The organism is Arthrobacter sp. Z5-13, assembly GCF_056499105.1.
The window spans coordinates 2,323,948-2,345,744 of sequence record NZ_CP096460.1; the positions used below are offsets into that span (position 1 = coordinate 2,323,948).

At 61.2% G+C, this 21,797-nt stretch carries 14 protein-coding genes; 4 read left to right on the forward strand and 10 right to left on the reverse strand.

Annotation, left to right across the window (positions count from 1 at the left end; translation table 11 throughout):
- Window positions 1-64: 64 nt before the first annotated feature.
- The 3 genes from uvrA to M1E02_RS11145 all read right to left on the reverse strand — a co-directional run bounded on the left by uvrA (window position 65) and on the right by M1E02_RS11145 (window position 4,298).
- Window positions 65-2,992 carry an excinuclease ABC subunit UvrA gene (gene uvrA / locus M1E02_RS11135; RefSeq protein WP_479374335.1) on the reverse strand — a complete coding sequence of 976 codons (2,928 nt, stop codon included), beginning with the start codon at window positions 2,990-2,992 and terminating at the stop codon, window positions 65-67.
- Window positions 2,993-3,038: 46 nt separating this feature from the next.
- The gene (locus M1E02_RS11140; RefSeq protein WP_479374336.1) at window positions 3,039-3,419 is read right to left on the reverse strand and encodes a GntR family transcriptional regulator; all 381 of its coding nucleotides are present in this window, start codon (window positions 3,417-3,419) and stop codon (window positions 3,039-3,041) included.
- A 102-nt stretch (window positions 3,420-3,521) separates the two neighbouring features.
- The gene (locus M1E02_RS11145; RefSeq protein WP_479374337.1) at window positions 3,522-4,298 is read right to left on the reverse strand and encodes a trans-aconitate 2-methyltransferase; all 777 of its coding nucleotides are present in this window, start codon (window positions 4,296-4,298) and stop codon (window positions 3,522-3,524) included.
- 65 nt (window positions 4,299-4,363) lie between these two features.
- Here M1E02_RS11145 and M1E02_RS11150 point away from each other — a divergent pair, with 65 nt between their 5' ends.
- Window positions 4,364-6,910 (forward strand): DEAD/DEAH box helicase, encoded by a 2,547-nt coding sequence (locus M1E02_RS11150; RefSeq protein ID WP_479374338.1) that lies wholly within the window; start codon window positions 4,364-4,366, stop codon window positions 6,908-6,910.
- Between the two features lie 9 nt (window positions 6,911-6,919).
- Here the strand turns inward: M1E02_RS11150 and M1E02_RS11155 are convergent, their stop codons facing one another.
- A complete protein-coding gene (locus M1E02_RS11155; protein WP_479374339.1) occupies window positions 6,920-8,866 on the reverse strand; it encodes a L,D-transpeptidase family protein in 1,947 nt (648 codons plus the stop codon).
- A gap of 1,099 nt (window positions 8,867-9,965) precedes the next feature.
- On the opposite strand from M1E02_RS11155, the gene M1E02_RS11160 reads away from it, so the two are divergent.
- Window positions 9,966-10,463 (forward strand): N-acetyltransferase family protein, encoded by a 498-nt coding sequence (locus M1E02_RS11160; RefSeq protein ID WP_479374340.1) that lies wholly within the window; start codon window positions 9,966-9,968, stop codon window positions 10,461-10,463.
- 52 nt (window positions 10,464-10,515) lie between these two features.
- Window positions 10,516-11,808, forward strand: coding sequence for an alpha/beta fold hydrolase (locus tag M1E02_RS11165; RefSeq protein ID WP_479378131.1), 1,293 nt, complete (start codon window positions 10,516-10,518; stop codon window positions 11,806-11,808).
- A gap of 56 nt (window positions 11,809-11,864) precedes the next feature.
- Here M1E02_RS11165 and M1E02_RS11170 read toward each other — a convergent pair whose 3' ends face one another.
- The 4 genes from M1E02_RS11170 to coaE form a co-directional block, all read right to left on the reverse strand.
- Window positions 11,865-13,250 (reverse strand): MFS transporter, encoded by a 1,386-nt coding sequence (locus tag M1E02_RS11170; protein ID WP_479374341.1) that lies wholly within the window; start codon window positions 13,248-13,250, stop codon window positions 11,865-11,867.
- A gap of 136 nt (window positions 13,251-13,386) precedes the next feature.
- Window positions 13,387-14,415 (reverse strand): TerC family protein, encoded by a 1,029-nt coding sequence (locus M1E02_RS11175; RefSeq protein ID WP_479374342.1) that lies wholly within the window; start codon window positions 14,413-14,415, stop codon window positions 13,387-13,389.
- A gap of 251 nt (window positions 14,416-14,666) precedes the next feature.
- Complete coding sequence (gene uvrB / locus M1E02_RS11180) at window positions 14,667-16,766, reverse strand: excinuclease ABC subunit UvrB (protein ID WP_479374343.1); 2,100 nt, start codon at window positions 16,764-16,766, stop codon at window positions 14,667-14,669.
- Between the two features lie 64 nt (window positions 16,767-16,830).
- Window positions 16,831-18,057, reverse strand: coding sequence for a dephospho-CoA kinase (coaE, locus tag M1E02_RS11185; RefSeq protein WP_479374344.1), 1,227 nt, complete (start codon window positions 18,055-18,057; stop codon window positions 16,831-16,833).
- A 22-nt stretch (window positions 18,058-18,079) separates the two neighbouring features.
- On the opposite strand from coaE, the gene M1E02_RS11190 reads away from it, so the two are divergent.
- Window positions 18,080-18,772 (forward strand): YigZ family protein, encoded by a 693-nt coding sequence (locus M1E02_RS11190; RefSeq protein ID WP_479374345.1) that lies wholly within the window; start codon window positions 18,080-18,082, stop codon window positions 18,770-18,772.
- 92 nt (window positions 18,773-18,864) lie between these two features.
- Here M1E02_RS11190 and rpsA read toward each other — a convergent pair whose 3' ends face one another.
- Together rpsA and M1E02_RS11200 are read right to left on the reverse strand one after the other, a co-directional pair.
- Window positions 18,865-20,346: a 30S ribosomal protein S1 gene (gene rpsA / locus M1E02_RS11195; protein ID WP_309106871.1), complete on the reverse strand. Its 1,482-nt coding sequence runs from the start codon at window positions 20,344-20,346 to the stop codon at window positions 18,865-18,867.
- Window positions 20,347-20,543: 197 nt separating this feature from the next.
- Window positions 20,544-21,764, reverse strand: coding sequence for a benzoate/H(+) symporter BenE family transporter (locus M1E02_RS11200; RefSeq protein ID WP_479374346.1), 1,221 nt, complete (start codon window positions 21,762-21,764; stop codon window positions 20,544-20,546).
- Window positions 21,765-21,797 lie beyond the last annotated feature (33 nt).

Here is a 21,797-nt window from a genome sequence, read left to right on the forward strand (position 1 = left end):
CGTGCGGAATATATGGCAGGCGCACCGATGCGGAACAGCCACCGGGCGAGGGCGCCCGGGAGTGCTACCCGAGGATCTCGGCCAGGAAGGTTGCCGTGTAACTGTCCTTCGACCTTGCAACCTGCTCTGGAGTGCCTGTAGCGATGACCTGTCCGCCGCCGGAACCGCCGTCGGGACCAAGATCCACAATCCAGTCGGCACTCTTGATGACATCGAGGTTGTGCTCGATGGTAATCACCGTGTTGCCCTTGTCCACCAGTCCCTGGAGGACCAGGAGGAGCTTACGGATGTCCTCGAAGTGCAGCCCGGTGGTGGGTTCGTCAAGGACGTAGACGCTGCGCCCGTTGGACCGCTTCTGGAGTTCAGCGGCCAGCTTGACCCGCTGCGCTTCACCCCCGGAGAGGGTGGTTGCAGGCTGGCCCAGGCGGACGTAGCCAAGACCGACGTCCACCAGGGTGTTCAGATGCCTGGCGATCGGCGAGAAGGCTGCAAAGAACTCAGCGCCTTCCTCGATGGACATGTTCAGCACGTCCGCGATGGTCTTGCCCTTGTAGTGCACTTCCAGCGTTTCCCGGTTGTAGCGGGCACCATGGCAGACCTCGCACGGAACATAGACGTCGGGGAGGAAGTTCATCTCGATCTTGAGCGTGCCATCCCCGGAGCACGCCTCGCAGCGTCCGCCTTTGACGTTGAAGGAGAACCGGCCCGGCATGTAACCCCGGACCTTCGCTTCAGTGGTATCCGCGAACAGCTTGCGGATGTTGTCGAACACTCCCGTATACGTGGCGGGGTTTGAGCGGGGTGTCCTGCCGATAGGGCTTTGGTCAACATGCACCACTTTGTCGAGGTGCTCAAGGCCCTGGATGCTCTTGTGCCTGCCGGCAACCTGCTTGGCCCCATTGAGTTTGTTGGCCAGCACCTTATAAAGGATCTCGTTAACCAGGGTGGACTTTCCTGATCCACTCACCCCTGTCACAGCAGTCAGCAGGCCGAGCGGAAATGCTGCATCCACGTTTACCAGGTTGTTTTCCTTGGCGCCGATGACCTTCAGTTCACGCTTCTTGTCGTATTTCCGGCGTTTCTTCGGAATGTCGATGGACTTGCGTCCGGAGAGGTAGTCGCCGGTCAGTGACTTCCTGTTTTCCAGCAGGGCAGTATATGAACCGGAGTGAACCACCTGGCCGCCGTGTTCTCCGGCCCCTGGTCCGATGTCCACTATCCAGTCAGCTTCCTGAATGGTGTCCTCATCATGCTCAACCACAATCAGGGTGTTCCCAAGATCCCGGAGCCGGGTGAGGGTCTCAATAAGCCTGCGGTTGTCACGCTGGTGGAGACCGATGGAGGGCTCATCGAGGACGTAAAGGACTCCCACCAGGCCCGAACCGATCTGGGTCGCCAGGCGGATACGCTGAGCCTCTCCCCCGGACAGGGTGGCAGAGGGCCGCTCAAGGTTGAGGTATTCGAGGCCGACGTCGAGAAGGAATGTCAGCCGGGCCTGGATCTCCTTAAGGACCTGGTGGGCGATCTGGGCTTCCCGGCCGGTCAGGACCAGATTGTTGAGGAAGTGCGCACATTCACGCATGGGCAGGGCGGCGACGTCGGCAATGGACTTGCCGTTGATGAGCACGGACAGCGAGGCAGGGTTGAGGCGGGCACCGTTACACACAGGGCACGGGATCTGCCGCATGTATTCCTCGTAGCGGTCACGGGCCCAGTCCGAGTCGGTCTCACCGTGCTTGCGGTGCACATACTGGATGGCACCTTCAAACCCTGTGCTGTACTTCCGCTCGCGGCCAAAGCGGTTGCGGTACTGCACCACAACGTTGTGGTCCTTGCCGTGAAGGACGGTCTGCCGCACTTCTTGGGACAGATCTTCCCAGGCCGTGTCCATGGAGAAGCCCAGTTCATGGGACAGGCCCTCCAGCAGCCGGTTCCAGTACTCCGTGGTGGCTGTCCCGAGGGACCAGGGTGCGATGGCGCCTTGGGCAAGCGACAGCTCGCCGTTCGGGACGATCAGGTCCTCATCCACCTCAAGCTTGGTCCCAATGCCGCTGCACGCCGAACAGGCACCGAAGGGGTTGTTGAAGGAGAAGGAGCGCGGTTCAATTTCGTCGATAGCCAAGGGGTGTTCGTTTGGGCAGGCGAGGTGCTCGGAGAACGCCCGAAGCCGGCCGTCATCCTTGGGATCCAGGTCCACAAATTCGGCAAGAACCCGGCCTTCGGCGAGTCCCAGGGCCGTTTCGATGGAATCAGTGAGGCGCTGGCTGATGCCTTCCTTGACCACCAGACGGTCAACGACGACTTCGATGGTGTGCTTGAACTGCTTCCCGAGCTTTGGCGGATCACTCAGCTGCACGAGCTCGCCGTCAACGCGTGCGCGTGAATAGCCTTTGGCTGTGAGTTCTTTGAAGAGTTCAACGAACTCGCCCTTGCGGCCGCGGACTACCGGGGCCAACACCTGGAACCGCGTGCCCTCCCCCAGTTCGAGCAACTGGTCCACAATCTGCTGGGGAGTCTGCTTGGTGACAGGCTCGCCGCAGGTGGGGCAATACGGGCGGCCCACCCTGGCCCACAGCAAGCGCATGTAGTCATAGATTTCAGTAATGGTGCCCACGGTTGACCGCGGGTTTTTGCTCGTTGACTTCTGGTCAATCGAGACGGCCGGCGACAGGCCCTCAATGAAGTCAACGTCCGGCTTGTCCACCTGGCCCAGGAACTGCCGGGCGTACGCGGACAGCGACTCGACGTACCGCCGCTGCCCTTCGGCGAAGATGGTGTCGAAGGCCAGCGAGGATTTTCCCGAGCCCGAGAGGCCGGTGAAAACGATCATCGCGTCCCTGGGCAGATCGAGGTCCACGTTCTGCAGATTGTGTTCCCGGGCACCCTTGACTATGAGGCGCGACAGGTCCGGACGGAGCGGAGTGGCATGGGTGAGCGGCGCGACGGCGGAGTGGACATCAACGGCTGGATCTTCAGCTACGGCTTTAGGCACCCACTAATGCTAATCGAAAACTTCTTCGAATTTCCATGAGCTGCCATTATTCCGCATCGTAGGCTGCGGCCAGCAACTGTACAGCGGCAGCAAAGCTCACCCCTTGGGCTTTTGCCTTTGATGCATACTCAGCAGCCGCCTCCGACAGGGAGCCCCAGGCATCATCCCTGGCACAAACCACCGTGCCGTTCCTGCCGCGCGTGGCAACCACCCCGGCGGCCTCAAGTTCCTTGTAAGCCCTTGCCACAGTATGGGGAGCGACCCCCAGCTCCGCCGCAAGGTTCCGCACCGCGGGAAGTTTAGTCCCGGGCACTAGCTTCCCGGCGTCAGCCCGTTCAATGACGTTCAGCCGCAGTTGCTCAAAGAGCGGCACCGAGCTGCTGTGGTTGGGCTTCCACGTTCCGGGGAATGCTTCGGCGGCACTCACACTGGTATCTCCATGATGAGAATTAGACCAGCGTCCTTCTGCCTGAACAAGCCAGGGCACCGGACGCTCAAGCAAAACATCCTGGCACTGGTCGGGGGAAACTCAGGCAGGCTTGTGGGCTACGGCGAAGATCCTTCGGAACGGAAGCACCGTTCCATGGCCCGTTACGGGATACGCCTTGTCGAGCAAGGCAGAGTATTCGGCCTCAAACTCAACCGCCTCGTTTGGCGGCAGCGCTGCCAAAACGGGCCTGAGCCCCGTTCCCCGTACCCATTCCAGGACGGCATTTTCCCCCTGAAGCACCTGGTGGTAGGTGGTTTCCCACGCGTCAGCTTCACAGCCGGCGTCGAGCATGACCTCGAGGTATTCATCCGGTTCTCCCACGGCGTCGCTGTGACGGAGAACGCCGGCGAGCCTGTCATCCCAGGACGCTGATTCGGCAAGTTGGCGCATCAGGGCATGGGAGGGGGCGTTGAAATTGCCCGGGACCTGCAGTGCAAACCACGCACCGGGCTCAAGGGCATCCAGCCACTTCTTCAACAGTTCCACATGACCGGGCACCCACTGGAGGGCGGCGTTAGTAACCACGACGTCGGTCCTGGCGGAGGGCACCCATTCCGCGATTCCACCCAGACTGAAAGTGAGGTTGGGCCCTACGGCATCGGCTGTGGCATGGCGCAGCATTTCCACGGAGGAATCCAGACCGATCACTTCCGCCTTGGGCCAGCGCTCAGCGAGGGTTGCTGTGAGGTTGCCCGGGCCGCACCCCAGATCCACCACCACCCGAGGTTTCTCGGCCCGGACGCGTCCCACCAGATCAAAGAACGGCCTGTTGCGGTAGTCGCCGAACTGCACGTATCTCGCCGGATCCCACTTCATAAGTGCCTCGCTCCCCAATGTTTCCGTCCCAGCGAGCCTAGCAGCGGGCACTAAGCTGGAAGGCAATGAAACTCGTTGATCAGCTTCCCGTCCCCTCCGCACTTACTTCCACAGGAGCAGGTCCGGATGCGGACGCGCTGTACAGCCGGTTTGTGGACTGGACGGAAAGCCGCGGACTGGCTCTCTATGAGGCGCAGGATGAAGCCATCATGGAGCTTGCTGCCGGCGCCAATGTCATTCTGGCCACTCCCACCGGATCCGGAAAGTCCCTCGTTGCGATCGCCGCCCATTTCCAAGCCATGGCGCGAGGTGAACGGAGCTACTACACAGCACCGATCAAGGCCCTGGTTTCGGAAAAGTTCTTCGCCCTTTGCGAGATTTTCGGCGCAGAGAATGTTGGCATGATCACTGGTGACTCCGGCGTGAACCAGGACGCCCCCATCATCTGCTGCACAGCGGAAATCCTCGCCAACATCGCTTTGCGTGAAGGCACGGCTGCCGACCTGGGTGCCGTCATCATGGATGAGTTCCACTTTTACTCCGACCCTCAGCGCGGCTGGGCGTGGCAGGTGCCGCTCCTGGAACTGCCCCAGGCCCGTTTCCTGCTGATGTCAGCGACCCTGGGTGACGTCAGCCGTTTTGAGGACTGCCTGACGGAACTGACAGGGCGGCCGACGACGACCGTCAGTTCCGTTGAACGTCCCATCCCGCTGCACTACTACTATCAGCAAACCCCTGTTCACGAGACCCTTGAGGAGCTGCTTTCCACCAAGCAGGTGCCTGTCTACGTTGTCCATTTCAGCCAGCTGGAAGCGATCGACCGGGCGCAGAACCTCATGAGCATCAACGTCTGCACGCGGGACGAAAAGGACAAGATCGCCGAACTGATCGCGAATTTCCGCTTCGCTGCAGGTTTCGGGAAAACGCTCAACCGCCTGGTGCGCCACGGCATCGGTGTACACCATGCAGGCATGCTGCCGAAGTACCGGCGCCTCGTTGAGCAGCTGGCGCAGGCCGGATTGTTGAAAGTCATCTGCGGCACCGACACCTTGGGAGTTGGAATCAACGTCCCCATCCGCACGGTGCTCCTGACCGCGCTCAGCAAGTACGACGGCGTCCGCACCCGCCTGCTCAACTCCCGGGAGTTCCATCAGATAGCGGGGAGGGCAGGCAGGGCAGGGTACGACACAGCAGGCACGGTGGTGGTCCAGGCGCCGGAACATGTCACTGAGAACATCAAAGCCATGGCCAAGGCAACAGCGAAATTCGGGGACGACCAGAAGAAGCTGCGGCAGGTTGTGAAACGGAAACCGCCGGAAGGATTTGTGTCATGGGGTGAGCCCACCTACAAGCGCCTTGTCGAATCTGTTCCGGATCCGCTGACATCAAGTTTCGCCGTGACCCACGCGATGCTCATGAACCTGATGGAACGGCCCGGAGATCCTTTCACAGCCACCCGCCGCCTCCTGACGGAAAATCACGAGCCGAGGTCATCCCAGCTGCAGCTTATGAAGAAGGCACTCGGCATTTACCGGGAGCTGCTGGCTGCGGGCGTGGTGGAACGCATCCCGGAACACGAACAGGGTCCGGACGGCAGGAGTGTGCGGCTCACAGTGCACCTGCAGGCCAACTTTGCGCTGAACCAGCCGCTCTCCCCCTTCGCCCTTGCGGCCCTTGAGCTGCTTGATCCGGAGTCGCCGTCGTACGCTCTTGACGTGGTGTCCGTCATCGAAGCGACACTCGAGAAGCCCCGGCAGATCCTCTCCGCCCAGCAGAAGAAGGCGCGCGGAGAAGCCGTGGCCGCCATGAAGGCCGACGGCATTGAATACGACCAGCGCATGGCCATGCTTGAGGAAGTGAGCTACCAGCAGCCCCTTGCTGAGATCCTGGGCGAGGCCTTCGACGTTTACCGCAAGGCAGCGCCTTGGGTTGGCGATTTCGAGTTGGCACCGAAGTCCGTGGTGCGGGACATGTACGAACGCGCCATGAACTTCGGGGAATTCGTTCAGTTTTACGGGCTGGCCCGTTCCGAAGGCATTGTGCTCCGGTATCTGGCAGACGGTTACAAGGCACTGCGCCAGACGGTGCCGCAGGATGCGTTGAGGGAGGACCTGGAAGATCTCATCGCATGGCTTGGTGAGCTGGTCCGCCAGGTGGACTCCAGCCTGTTGGACGAATGGGAGGAGCTCACCTCCGGCGCGGCCCCCACGCCGCACGATGCTCCCCCGCCGCCGCCTCCGTCACTGACCTCAAACATCCGGGCATTCCGGGTCATGGTCCGGAACGAGATGTTCCGCCGCGTGGAACTCTTCGCCGATGAGGCCGCCACTGCCCTTGGCGAGCTCGACGGCGGGAATGGCTGGGATGCGGAACGCTGGGAAGATGTCCTGGACGACTACTTTGACGAGCACGACGACATCGGAACCGGACCGGACGCCCGGGGCCCGGGACTGCTCATCATCACGGAGGAGCCGGACGTCTGGAAGGTGAGGCAGATCTTTGACGATCCTGCCCGGAACCACGACTGGGGCATTTCGGCCGAAGTGGACCTTGCCGCTTCGGATGAAACGGGGACCGCTGTTGTCCGGGTGACGGACGTCAACAGGCTCTGACCGCCCTCGCTACCAGAAAATGTCGCGTGCAACACCCATAATGATCCTGTCACCGGGGACTGACTTCCGGAGGAAGTCCTCCACTGCCCAGTCATCGAGAGAGATGCAGCCTGCAGTAGGTACCTTGTGCTGATGCAGGAAGATCGCAAACCCGGCATCATGAACAATCTCGGAGTCAGGCGGCCTGTTGTAGTTGATCACCGCACCTTGGCGATAATCATGCGACCTTCCCGTAGCGAAATACCACATGTTCTCGTCGTAGCCCACCCAAGAACTTGATTCGAAGTACTTGTTGTAGGTGTCTGTCCAGGGGTTTCCACCCCACCGGGATCTGGGATTGAGAGTCCGATAAGGCAGTGCGGTGCCAGGATTACCCAGCCCAAAGGCTTCCGTGACCGAGTAGGAGCCGGTGGGCGAGAAGTTGTAACGAGTGGGGCCGGACGCTACTCCTGGCGGTTTGAATCCACTCGCCCCAACGAATCCGTCGGTTTTCCAGTCGGTGACGTACCAACCAGCAACACGCTTGCAGTGCAGGACGCTGGCGTAGGACTGGCCGTAGTCACCAGTGAAAGTCAGGGTTACCCGATTTGCGTTTCCGGTTGAATATTTGATTCGTCCGTCGTTGAGCTTGGTGCACTCGGTGTGTCGGTAATCTGCCGATACTGCTGGTGTCCACGTCAGGTAACCGCCCTGAAACGCCTGTATACACTCTCCCCCCGAGCAGACTTCTGGTGTCGCGGGGTAGCCAAGGTAGCCGAGATGCCATCCCATCGATGCATATTTGGCCTGCATTCCGCCCCGGATGGGCTGCGATCCTGTAGTTGGGGACCAAAAGATGAGTCCGCCCTGGAACCATTGATAGCAGCCGCCGCCCGGCTGGCCGCACACTTCATTTTCCAGGGGATACGCCAAATACCCTCCGATTCCGCCTTGCTGGTCAAATCTCGCCTTGATTCCCCCGTTGACCGAATGAGCCCCTGCAACGGGCGACCAGTAGATGGTTCCGCCCTGGTACTCCTGCAGGCAGCCGTTTCCCGCAAGGCCGCACACCACATCAGCGACTGCATACCCAAGAGGCCCGTTCTCGTAGCCACGGCTGGCCCAGTTCTTTCGCATAGGGCCCTCGCTGATTCGAGCACCGGTGCCCGGCGACCAAACGATCGCACCACCCTCATAATTCTGATAGCAGCCGTTGGCCTTTAGCCCGCAAACCTCTTTGGATGTCGGGTAGCCCAGTTTCCCGTTCTCCGCACCAATAGAGGTGTATAGCGAACCGATGGCGCCTGGAGTCCACACGCCGTAGGCCCCCGACTTTGCGGACCAAACCAGCCTCAGCCTGCCGAACTCCTGTGAGCAACCCTGATCCTTCAAATTACAGATCTCGTCGGTGGTGGGATAGCCGATGCCTGAGTAGCCGCCATAGATTCTATGTACAGCACCGCCAATGGCTCCCTGCGACCAGACCAAGCGATACCCCTGGATTGTCCACGTGATATCGAACCCGCCGGAGAAGCGCTGGTAGCAGCCAACAGCGTCGCAGACTTCATCCGTGACAGGGTAACCAAAGGCAGGCAGCCCCCCGCTCGAATTCCAGTGCGGGCCTGTCCTCCCATGCGTCAGGAAAACCGGATGCGCGCCCGTCTTGGGACTGTAGTAGATGTCCCCGCCGACGAACGTTTCAACGCACGTTCCGGTGCTGTCACAAAGCTCGTTAGACGTCGGACTCCCCAAGGGGCCGGCTTCGCCACCTAGCGCCAGCCACTTGGCGCCAATGGCGCCAAAGGGGGTGAAATCATCGGGAGGGGTCGCGGATGTTGCCGGCGTGTCAGAGTCGCCGCCCTCGACCAGCGCCGGCCCCTGCTCGGCCAAAGAAGCGGCTGACGGATTTTCGGGTTCAGCTGAACTCGCTGTCGAAGGTATGGCCCCTGGGGATTCGTTAGTCGGGGAGATCGGCATTGGACTGTCCTGATCTCCGCTGCTCGATGGTTCCGGCTGGTTAGGCGTGGACGAGTGAGGCGCAGGCTGGGATGGATCAAAAGCGAAGGCGGGTGTCAGCAACGTCACCCCCATAAGGGATGCGGTCAGGACGGCGCCTGTGAGCATTCTTTGCGATCGGGAGAAAAGTGCTGAGCTCACTTTGAGACCACCGCCTCGCACTGAGCACCGGCGGGAGCGTTAGTGGCAAAGGCCGAAGCCTGGATGTCCGCCTTCGACCCGGCCGCGACAGGCTGCTCAATCATGGCATGGCCTGCAACACTGCTGTTCACACCCACGGCCACTGCCACCAGGTAGACGACATCCCTTGGATCGGAATTGGTTAGGGTTCCGCTAAACGACCAAACGCCGTTGCCGTCCGGCTGGCAGAGAACGTTACTCAGATCCTCCGTGGCTAACGCTTCCGGAGATGGAGGCGATGGGGCTGCCGACGTTTGAGGTGAATCTATCGTTGAAGGTGCCGGTGACGCCGTGTGAGCATGTGTCCGGTTACTAGCAGCTTCTGATGCCGGCGAGTTGTTGGTCGGTGGAAATGTACATCCCCCCAGGACCAACCCTCCTGCTACGCAGCCCCCAATGAGCATTGCCCTATTCTGCATTCAGTCCTCCATTTACGCGCCGGCCTCAACCCTGATCACGTAGTTCTCCGACGAGGGTGAGGCCAATATGGGGGGAGAGTATCAGGTTACTACTGCACCTCGGGAGAGGAATGCACGTGTTTGTTGAAAACGACTCTAAAAATTATCCGAGTAGGGATTAATGGTGCACTTCCGAATGGTTCTTTGGTGGATTCTTAAAGTTTCGGGTCGCGTGATCAAAATAGACTTTTCGATTGCCCTTTACGGAATTCCGGGGCAAGGGCCGGAATTGAACAGAAAAAAATTCGTGGTTCCAAAGACCCTGCCCTCGGCGCGGCTTTTCCCTGATTTGTCACGTTGCCCACTCTGCTGTTCAGCCACCTGAGACAATAGCTGTTGGAATGCTGGTGGAGCACCGCCACGCGACCTGCCAGCGCCAGCTTGGCAAACAGTAACGTTCAGAGGGAGAAACGAAAATCGTCATGAGTGTAATCAGGCCCGCCACGGCAAGCGACGTTCCCGCCATCCTGCAAATGATCCACGACCTGGCCGTCTACGAAAAAGAGCCAGACGCCGTCAGGAACACCCCGGAGATGCTCACGGCGGCGCTCTTCTGCGAGCAGCCCAGCGTGTTCGCCACCATGGCTGAAAACGAGGCCGGCGATGTGCAGGGCTTTGCTGTCTGGTTCCTGAACTACTCCACCTGGGAGGGTGTGCACGGCATCTACCTTGAGGACCTGTACGTCACTCCTGACTCCCGGGGCGAGGGCCACGGCAAAGCGCTGCTGCAGTACCTGGCTGACACCGCCGTCGAACGCGGTTACGCCCGGGTGGAGTGGAGCGTGCTCGACTGGAACGAGCCCTCCATCAACTTTTATCGGAAACTCGGTGCCGTGCCCATGGACGGCTGGTCGACGTTCCGGCTCACCGGTAGCGCTTTGGAAGCCTTTGCCCGGCAGGAAGCCAGGATCGGTGGCTAAGCCCGCGGCCCCTGTCCCGCATCGGATCAAGGCGAGGCACGAATTCCGCGGCATGCGGACCACCGAGCACTTTTTTGAGCTTCCGCTCGACCACTTTCGCAGCGGCAATAACGGTGAAACAATCACCGTGTTTGCAAGGGAGTATGTCTCCGCAAACCACAGTCTGGAAGCCGCCGCTGAATTGCCTTGGCTGGTCTACTTTCAGGGCGGGCCCGGCGGCCGCGGCAACCGTTTCACCTCCCTGGGCGGCTGGAGCAAGGCCGCAGCCAGGGACTTCCGCATCCTGATGCTGGATCAGAGGGGAACGGGGCTATCTTCCCCTATTGACCGGAACACTCTTCCGCTGCGCGGAAATCCCCAGGACCAGGCTGACTACCTGACGCATTTCAGGGCGGATTCAATCGTGGCGGATGCCGAAGCAATCCGGCTTGCCATCGGTTCAGGTCCCTGGACTGTATATGGGCAAAGTTACGGCGGCTTCTGCGCGCTGACCTACCTCTCCCATGCACCTGCCGGTCTGCGCGAAGTCCTCATCACGGGAGGGCTACCTCCCTTGTCCGGTCCAGCTGAACGCGTCTACCGGGCAACATTCCCCCGGGTAGCCGCCCGGAATGCCGAGTATTTCAACCGGTACCCCGAGGACCGTGAAGTGCTGCAACGTATTGCGCTGCATCTGGTAAACGTGGATGAAAAGCTTCCCAGCGGGGAACACCTCAGTGTGGAACGTCTCCAGATGGTGGGGTCCTTTCTCGGCGGCAATACCCGGATTGATGCGCTCCACCATCTTCTGGAAGACGCGTTTTCTCCCTCACCCGGGGGCGACCGCTTGTCCGATGCATTCCTGGAGCAGGTACATTCCCTGGTTTCGAGAGCGTCCGGGCCGCTCTACGCCTTAATGCATGAGTCGATTTATGGGCAGGGTGAGGCAACCGACTGGGCGGCTTGGCGCGTCCTGAAAGAATTCCCGGAGTTCCTGCCTCACGCCGAGCCCGTCCTGCTCACAGGGGAAATGGTGTACCCGTGGTATTTCGACGAGGACCAGTCTTTGGTGCCGCTGCGTACTGTGGCCGAACTCCTGGCCAGGAAAAGCGACTGGAAGCAGCTGTATGACCCGGTCCGTCTGGCGGCCAACACCACACCAGTCGCTGCTGCGGTGTACACCGAGGACATCTATGTGGACAGGGAGCTTTCCTTAGAGACGGCCGCCGCGGTACGTGGACTCCAAGTCTGGGAGACCCCCGATTTCCACCACGATGGCATTGCCGACGACGGCGAGGCCATCTTCGGACGGCTCCTCGGCATGGTCCGCTCGGTGCGGCCGGCCGTGTCGGCCGTGCGCAGCTGACTTTCAATCGGGCTTATAGAGCTGCTTAATTCAGCCAGGTATATCCAGGTGGGTACTTACCCTGAGGCGACCTTGCTGCCGCCCTGCGTCCTGGTTCGTCCGCCGAGGATCCTGACCACTGCAGCGGCCAAAACGGCGCCAGCCACCAGCCCGCCAACCAGGTTGAGTCCCTGGTAGCCCACCCAGCTCAGGACCAAACCTGAGAATGCGCCGCCGACGGCACCAGCCATACCCATGAGCATGTCCGAAGTCCCCTGCACTACGATCCGCTCGTCTGGGCTGACGCTCTCGGCCAGCAGGGTTGATCCCGCGATGCTTGCCGCCGACCAGCCCAGCCCCAAGAGGACCAGTCCGACCGCGACTGACGTTGTAGAGGCATGCCCGAGCCCTGAGACCACCACGGCCGCCACAAGTATCAGATAGCCCAAAGCAATGGTTTGAACCCGCCCGGCCTTATCCGTCAGCCAGCCCATCACAGGAGAAAGGGCAAACATCCCCGCGATGTGCAGGGAAATCGTGATGCCGATGATGACCAGGACATCCCCGCCGGCCGAATGATCGGCATGGGACACGCCCGGGCCCGCCACCAGGTCCTGTAGGTGCAGGGGCGTCATGGACATGACACCCACCATCACGGCGTGGGCACCAACCACGGCGGCCAGGGCAAGGATTGCCGCCGGTGAGCTGCGCACGGCACGCAGGCCTCGGGCCAATGAGCCGCGTCTGGCAGTCCCGGCTGCCGGCTGGCCCGCAGAGGTCGCAGCGGCTTGTTGCGCGGTGGGGGCACGTTCCGCCGTATCGGCCGCTGCCAATTGCCGCGCAAGGATCAGCGGGTCGGGGCGGAGTCCCACCAGGAGCAGGACGGCGGCAAGAAGGAGTCCGGCAGCTGAAATGACAAAGGGGCCCGCGATGGGCGGGAGACCCAGCGCCTGGCCGACAACTGCCCCCGGCTGGATCAGGTTGGGCCCGGCAACGGCACCGATGGTTATGGCCCATACAACCGCCGAGAGCGCCCGCCCGCGATGTTCGGAGTCGGCGAGATCGACAGCGGCGAACCTGGCCTGAAGGTTTGAGGCTGCTCCCACTCCCACCCCGGCAGCCCCGAGGATCAGAAGCACGAAAATGCCGGTTACCACGGAGAGCACCATCAGCAGCGTGCCTGCGAGGGCTGTGGCAAGCCCTGAGACGAGGCCGATCCGCCGTCCCCGGTGATCAGCGAGTGAGGCCAGCGGTAAGGCCGCCAGCGCAGCCGCGAGAGTCATGACGGTGGCGACAGATCCGGCCCAGGCATTGGAACCTGAGAGGTCCACAGCTAGCAGGGAGCCAATGGAAACTGTGGCCCCGGTGACGATTGCGCTGAGAAGCTGTGCCGATCCGAGGATCCGGACTGTGCGGCGCTGTACCTGGATGACGCTGGGTTCGGCCTTGGAGGAAGTAGCCATTCTCAGAGCATAGACCGCGCGGGCACAACCTGACAGGGCGCCCGCCATCCAGTCGGCAGGCCCTAAAAATGAACAACCCCGGCCACATCAATGGCCGGGGTTGCAGGTAGATCTTGGTGCTGTTTGGCGCCAGACCCTAGTCGACGTCGCTCAGGCTTTTCCGGGAGTCTTCCTCGAGGCGGGCATCCAGCTTTGCCTTGGTGGCTTTGGAGCTCACGAGGCTGGCGATGACCGCAATCACGATGGTGCCCACGATGACAGCGAGGGATACATACGTGGGGATTTCCGGTGCCCATTCGATGTGGTGGCCGCCGTTGATGAATGGAAGTTCGTTGACGTGCATGGCGTGGAGAATAAGCTTGACGCCGATGAACGCCAGAATGACCGACAGTGCGTGCTTGAGGTAGATAAGCCGGTTCATCAGCCCGCCGAGCAGGAAGTAGAGCTGCCGGAGTCCCATCAGGGCGAAGATGTTGGCCGTGAACACGATGAAGGCACTCTGGGTCAGGCCGAAGATGGCAGGGATGGAGTCTACTGCGAACAGCAGGTCCGTCATGCCGATCGTCACGAAGACGATGAGCATGGGTGTGAAGACCTTCTTGCCGTCAACGACGGTACGCAGCTTGCCGCCGTCGAACTTCTCGGACATGGGAAGTACCTTGCGGATCCGGGCGATCAGCGGGTTCTCGGTTTCTTCCTCATCTTCACCGTTGTCAGTGGCCTGCTTCCAGGCGGTCCAGAGCAGGAACGCGCCGAAGATGTAGAACACCCAGCTGAACTGCTCGATCACGATGGCGCCAAGCAGGATGAAAATGCCTCGCAGGATGAGGGCGATGATGATGCCCACCATGAGGACTTCCTGCTGGTACTTCCGGGGCACCGAGAAGCGGGCCATGATGATGATGAAGACGAAGAGGTTATCAATACTGAGGCTGTATTCCGTTACCCAGCCTGCTACGAACTGGCCGCCATATTCCGGACCGGCAAATGCGAACATGCATCCGGCGAAAACGAGGGCCAACGCGACGTAGAAGGTGACCCAGAGGCCGGCTTCCTTCATGGAGGGTTCATGCGGCCGCTTAACCACCAGCAGCAGGTCGAAAAGCAGGATGACACCGAGGACTATGAAGGAACCGATCTCAAACCAGACGGGAAGTGTGGGCACGGGTGCTACCTTTCGCAGGGTACAAAAAAACGGTGTAAGTCTCTCCGGCTGACCGTGCACTTGGTGCTGAATGGCCGCCCGCTACACCCGGCAAGGCGTCTGTGCCTTGCGTGTTGACGTTCGTAGCGCTTGGGATACTCCCCTACGTCAGAACAACTTTACCCTACCGTCCCGCGTGCCCGTCACCCGGACGTGATCTTTCGGCGGAGTGCGTGACCTGAACGTTACCTAGGCGGTGTCGAACAGCATTGCTAGGCGTGCCCGGCGGCCTGCATTTGACGGAGTTCCTTCTTCAGGTCCCCCACTTCGTCGCGGATGCGTGCAGCCAGTTCAAACTGCAATTCCGCTGCGGCAGCATGCATCTGCTCGGTCAGCTGTTCGATCAGACCAACCAGATCCTCTGCCGGCGCAGCAGCCAGGCCGTCCGACCGTACAGTGGCCGGACCCTTGCCTGCAGGTTTTCCACGCTTGCCGCCCTTCGCCAGGCGGTTGTTGTTCAGCAGTTCCTGGGTGTCGGCGTCTTCCTTGGCAAGCTGGTCGGTAATGTCCGCGATCTTCTTCCGCAGCGGTTGCGGATCGATGCCTTGTTCGGTGTTGTAGGCCACCTGGATTTCCCGGCGACGGTTCGTTTCGTCGATGGCCTTCGCCATGGAGTCGGTGATGCGGTCCGCGTACATGTGGACCTGGCCGGAAACGTTACGGGCGGCACGTCCGATCGTCTGGATGAGAGAGGTGGCGGAGCGAAGGAAGCCCTCCTTGTCCGCGTCCAGGATGCTCACGAGGGACACCTCGGGAAGGTCCAGGCCTTCGCGCAGGAGGTTGATGCCCACCAGGACATCGAAGCTGCCCATGCGCAGCTCCCGCAGCAGCTCCACACGCCGGAGCGTGTCCACATCCGAGTGAAGGTACTGGACCTTGACTCCATGACCGAGCAGGTAGTCGGTGAGGTCTTCGGCCATGCGTTTGGTCAGGGTGGTGACCAGGACCCGTTCGTTCTTCTCCACCCGGGTGTTGATTTCGCCCAGGAGGTCATCGATCTGGCCCTTGGTGGGTTTGACGATGACTTCCGGATCGATCAGGCCGGTGGGGCGGATGATCTGCTGCACGTAGCCGTCGGCTTTGCCGAGTTCGTACTTACCGGGTGTGGCGGACAGGTAGACGGTCTGGCCTACACGTTCGAGGAATTCGTCCCATTTCAGCGGCCGGTTGTCCATTGCCGATGGCAACCGGAAGCCGAAGTCCACCAGGTTCCGCTTGCGCGACATGTCGCCCTCGTACATCGCACCGATCTGGGGCACAGTGACGTGTGATTCATCGATGACCAGCAGGAAGTCGTCTGGGAAGTAGTCAAGGAGGCAGTGCGGCGCGGTCCCGCGGGCGCGGCCGTCAATGTGCGCGGAGTAGTTTTCAATGCCGTTGCAGAAGCCCATCTGCTGCATCATTTCCAGATCATAGGTGGTCCGCATGCGAAGCCGTTGGGCCTCCACGAGCTTGTTCTGGCTTTCCAGCAACTGCAGCCGCTCAGCGAGTTCGTCCTCGATCCGCTTGATCGCCCGGGCCATTCGCTCAGGCCCCGCCACGTAGTGTGAGGCAGGGAAAACATACATTTCCTCTTCGTCCCGGATCACCTCTCCGGTCAGGGGATGCAGTGTGTGAATGGCCTCGATCTCATCGCCAAAAAATTCGATCCGGATGGCCAGTTCCTCATACATGGGAATGATTTCCACGGTATCGCCGCGGACGCGGAAGGTGCCGCGGTGGAAGTCCATGTCGTTGCGCGCGTACTGCATGGAGACGAACTTCCGGAGGAGGTCGTCCCGGTTCATTTCGGCGCCCTTGCGAAGTGTCACCATTCCGGCGATGTATTCCTCAGGGGTGCCCAGGCCGTAGATGCAGGAAACCGTGGCCACAACGATCACGTCCCGGCGCGTCAGCAGGGCGTTCGTGGCGGAATGCCGGAGCCGTTCAACTTCCTCGTTGATCGAAGAGTCCTTTTCGATGAACGTGTCCGTCTGGGCTACGTACGCCTCGGGTTGGTAGTAGTCGTAATAGGAGACGAAATATTCCACCGCGTTGTTGGGCAGCAGTTCCCGGAATTCGTTGGCGAGCTGGGCCGCGAGCGTCTTGTTCTGCACCATGACCAGAGTGGGCCGCTGCACCTGTTCGATCAGCCACGCTGTGGTGGCGCTCTTGCCGGTACCGGTCGCGCCCAGTAGTACAACGTCCTTCTCACCGTTCCTGATGCGCTCCGTCAGTTCGGCAATGGCTGCCGGCTGATCACCGGCAGGCTTGAATTCGCTGATGACCTCGAAAGGGGCCACGACACGGTTGATTTCCTGCGCAAGACTCATGAATCTAATCTACCGCCGCCCAGTGACATGGGAAGCCGGCCCTAGGACAGCCACTGTCCGCAATCTAGGTGTTCACGCTTGAAGCGTACGACGGCGGACTCCAGCCTGTGCGCTTCACCCACCGCTCCATTCCGGGGTCTGCAACCTCGGTGAACCAGGCCTCTTTGTCCACGGCATAGCCAACGGTGGATGTGTCGTTTGCATGAAGGTCGGCCACCCTGCGCTTCTCGGCGCGGTATGCCTCCAGCGCTGCAGCATCCGCTGTGAGCCAGTCACGGAAACACAGTGCGTACCGCCACCCCGGCGAGCCCACTGCACGAATGTGCAGGTTAACATCACGTCCTGGATCAGCGTTTCCATGGAGTCTTTTCCGCCACTCGGAGGGATGTGGGGAGGACGGCCTGGGGTGGTCGGCCAGGACGTCGGGAAAAGGAGGAAAACCGGCGGCTGCAAGCAGTGGGGAAATACGGTCGGCGGTCTCAAGGTCATCCACCGCGAGTTGAAGATCGATGACGTCCTTGGCTTCCAGGCCAGGGATGGCAGTGGAACCGATATGGTCCAGGGCCACAACATCATCGGGTGCTGCTGCCCTGATCCGTGCTATCAGCAGGGCAGCCTGCCTGCTCCAGTCCGGATTCGGTGCTACGAGAACGGGTCCTCCCTTCCGCACTGCCCGGCGTCCGTGCTCCAGGTTCATTGCGAAGGGGACCAGCCTGTCCTCCCACAAGCGATCCACTTGCTTCAGGAGTGCCTCACGGAGCCCGGAGTTGTCCAGGACGACGTCCGCTGCGGCAAGGCGGACTTCCCTGGTGGCTTGGGCCGCCATCCGGGCCTTGGCTTCCTGCTCGCTCATTTGGCGGTAGTCCATCATGCGGCGGACGCGCACGTCGTCTGGAGCATCCACTACCAGCACAAGGTGGAAGGCGGCACCTTGGCCGCTCTCGACGAGGAGGGGAATGTCCTGGACCACCACCGCCCCCGGCGGCGCTGCGCTTGCCATCGAGGCGGCCCGTTCCCGGACAAGCGGATGGACAATCCCGTTCAGCACCGCCAACCGTTGCGGGTCGCCGAAGACCACTGCGGCCAGCCTTGCCCTGTCGAGCCGCCGGTCCTCCCCCAGCATGCCGGGGCCGAACGCGTCCACCACCCGGGCCAGCCCCGGTGTTCCCGGTTCAACCACTTCACGGGCCAACGCATCTGCGTCAATGACAACTGCGCCGAGTTCACGCAGGCGTGTTGCCACCTGTGACTTCCCCGAGGCGATTCCGCCCGTCAATCCAATTTTCAGCACTCCACCAGACTAAACTGGTGCGGTGCTGAACGACGCTGATCCGGTGGAAAGCAGGGCAACGTCCTATATAACGCTGCCTGCAGGCCGCGATTTCCGTTCAGAGCTTGAAATCCGCCGCTCCCGGTTCATTACTGTTCTTCGCCGCACTGAGAGTGAGGATGCCGCCCGTGCCCTCGTCGCAGAACTCCGCAAAGAGTTCCACGACGCCCGGCACCACTGCTCAGCTTTCGTGCTGGGCGCCGACCGTAGCGTCCAGCGCTCTGACGACGACGGAGAGCCCTCGGGATCCGCCGGCATGCCCATGCTGGATGCACTTCTGAAACGCGAGACCGCACCAGGCAGCGCCGGTCTCAGCGACATAACCGCCGTCGTCGTCCGGTATTTCGGAGGAATCCTTCTGGGGACGGGCGGGTTGATCCGCGCCTATTCGGACTCCGTCTCCAGTGCCTTGGACAAGGCTCCGCTGGTGGAGCGGCAAAGGCTGAGGCTCTGCAGCGTCAGGGTTGCCCATGGCCAGGCCGGTCGATTGGAAAATGAACTTCGGAGCAGCGGCTATCTCCTGGCGCAGACACGCTACGAGGCCTCCGCGGCTGTCCTGACGCTTGCGCTGGCGGATGATCCCCGGACGGTGTCCGAAGCAGCAGACCGGGTCGCCACCCTCACCTCCGGTGCGGCCTCTGTCGTTGCCGGCGCCACGGAATGGATCGACGGATAACGCCTTAACGAAAGGTGGCCGCCCCCAACGGGGACGGCCACCTTCCATTTTGCTGGATCAGCTCACTCTCGTGTGCCGGTCAGCGGGACAAACTAGTTGCCGGTGAGCTTCTCGCGCAGTGCTGCGAGAGCCTCATCCGAAGCAAGGGTGCCGGCGTTGTTGTTGTTCTCGGCGGCAGCCGGCTCGGAAGAGTAGCTCGTGGTGCCCGAGTCACTGTCACCGGACGTTGCGGCAGCAGCGTCGTCGGCAGCGTGCTGAGCAACCTGCTTCTTGTGTGCTTCCCAGCGGGTCTGGGCGTCAGCATACTGCTGCTCCCATGCTGCGCGCTGGTTCTCGTAGCCTTCAAGCCACTCGTTGGACTCCGGGTCGAAGCCCTCCGGGTACTTGTAGTTGCCTTCTTCGTCGTACTCAGCGGCCATGCCGTAGAGAGCCGGATCGAATTCGGTGCTCTCGGCGTCCACGCCCTCGTTAGCCTGCTTGAGGGAGAGGGAGATGCGGCGGCGCTCGAGATCGATGTCGATGACCTTGACGAACAGCTCGTCACCAACGGAGACAACCTGCTCAGCCAGTTCAACGTGGCGGACTGCGAGCTCGGAGATGTGGACCAGGCCTTCGATGCCGTCTTCGACGCGAACAAACGCACCGAACGGAACCAGCTTGGTGACCTTACCCGGCACAACCTGCCCAAGGGCGTGCGTGCGGGCGAAGGTCTGCCACGGGTCTTCCTGCGTAGCCTTGAGCGACAGGGAAACACGCTCGCGGTCCAGGTCGACTTCGAGAACCTCGACGGTGACTTCCTGGCCAACTTCGACAACCTCGGACGGGTGGTCGATGTGCTTCCAGGACAGCTCGGAAACGTGAACGAGGCCGTCTACGCCGCCAAGGTCCACGAAGGCACCGAAGTTGACGATGGAGGAAACGACGCCGGGACGGACCTGGCCCTTTTCCAGCTTGTTGAGGAAAGTGGAGCGGACCTCGGACTGGGTCTGCTCGAGCCATGCACGGCGGGAAAGCACAACGTTGTTGCGGTTCTTGTCCAGCTCGATGATCTTGGCTTCGATCTGCTGACCGATGTACGGAGCAAGGTCGCGCACACGGCGCATCTCGACGAGGGACGCCGGCAGGAAGCCGCGCAGACCGATGTCGAGGATAAGACCACCCTTGACAACCTCGATGACGGTACCGGTGACGACACCGTCTTCTTCCTTGACCTTCTCGATGTCGCCCCAGGCGCGCTCGTACTGAGCACGTTTCTTGGAGAGAATCAGGCGGCCTTCTTTGTCTTCCTTGGTGAGCACCAGGGCTTCGACCTGATCGCCAACGGAGACGACGTCTCCGGGATCAACATCGTGCTTGATGGAAAGCTCGCGGGAGGGGATGACACCTTCGGTCTTGTAACCGATGTCGAGCAGAACTTCGTCGCGGTCGACCTTGACGACGGTACCTTCGACGAGGTCTCCGTCGTTGAAGTACTTGATGGTGGCGTCGACTGCTGCGAGGAAGTCCTCAGCGGTACCGATGTCGTTAATCGCGACTACGGGGGTACCGGGCTTCTCGGTGGAGGTGATGGTCATGTAGTAGGGGCTCCGTTGTGGATAGTTAGTCGGTCAGGCAAACCGCCAGGCACGCATTATGGAACGCATAACTGGAAGACGGCAGAACACGCAGAACTGCCGGGTCATCCTGATTTTGTGGATTCTAGACACGTGCACGTAGTACACGCCCGTTTATTCTAGTCGTACCCGACAAGAAGGGTCAAAGCGGGCGGCCATCAGGGCTTGCGTTCCGGCTCTTGCTGGCCAAGCGTTTTGACGCCTTCCCCTTCCAATGCCCGGGACACCGCAACACCGAAGACCAACGACCAGAAATAGGGGCCCAACCCGAACATCGACAGCTCGGAGACGGCTACCGCGAAGGCGATCAACGGACCCAGAGTCAAAGGACCCGTGCTGATCCGCTTCAGCGCCATGCCCAAAACCCCAATCACTGCCAACCCGGCGATTCCTACCAGCAGTTCCAGCGGCAGCACCACTCTGGCGGCTGCGGCGAAGCCGACCAGAGGTGTCATCGCCAGAAAGATGACATACGTCAGGATGACGGCTCTGTAGCGGTAATGGCGGGGACCGGCGTCGGGTCCGGCGACAATGGCCGTGGCCGGAAGCGAAAGAGAAAGTCCTGAGGGGCCAAGGAAGGATGCCACCATTGTGCCGATCCCGCTCACGTAGCCCATGGTCCGTACAGGAGGACTGTAGAGCTCGTTTTTGAGGAAGACCAGGGAGGGAACGTTGGACTGAAGAACAATGAGAACCACCATGACCGGGGCGGCCGTCAAGACCGCGTCCCAGGTAAACACCGGCGCCGTGAGGGCCGGTAGGTGTTGGAAACCGTCGCCGCCGGCGTTCCCGAAGCGGCCCAGCACCACAGCAGCAGCAATCCCCACCACCATTGCAAGAAAAACTGAGGGAACCCGGCTGTCGAGATACTTTCTGCCCAGGAGGTAAGCAAGGAATGCGAGACCAATCACTGCGGGTTCGGATCCCATAACAGTGAAAACGTCGGCAACAAACGGGAGGGTGGAACCGGCCAGGAGACCGACCACAATTGGCTCGGGGATGAGGCGTGCCAGTTGGTCGGCGAGCCCCAGGGCAGTGATCACCACCACCGCGGCTCCAGCAACCATCGAAGCCCCCGCGAGTTCCGCGAACGTCAGCCGGCCTTGGAGGGAGACGATGAAGATGAGTACGAAGATGTTCCCGGTCAGGAGGAGTGGCTGCTTGAACCGCAGACCCAGAACCAGGCCGAGCAAGCAGGGCAACGTATAGATGGTCATGACCCACGCCGCCAACTGCCCGCCTGACAGGTCCAGTTCTTGAGTGCCGGACAGCGGAATGGCAATCAGCGAAGTGGCCAGGGTGACCATGGCCAGACTCGTGCCCAGGGAGGGAATCCACTCCCGGAACCAGTGCGATCCGCCCTCGGAACTCTGACGCATGCCTCACCATACGCCCCGGGGCGATTCAACGGA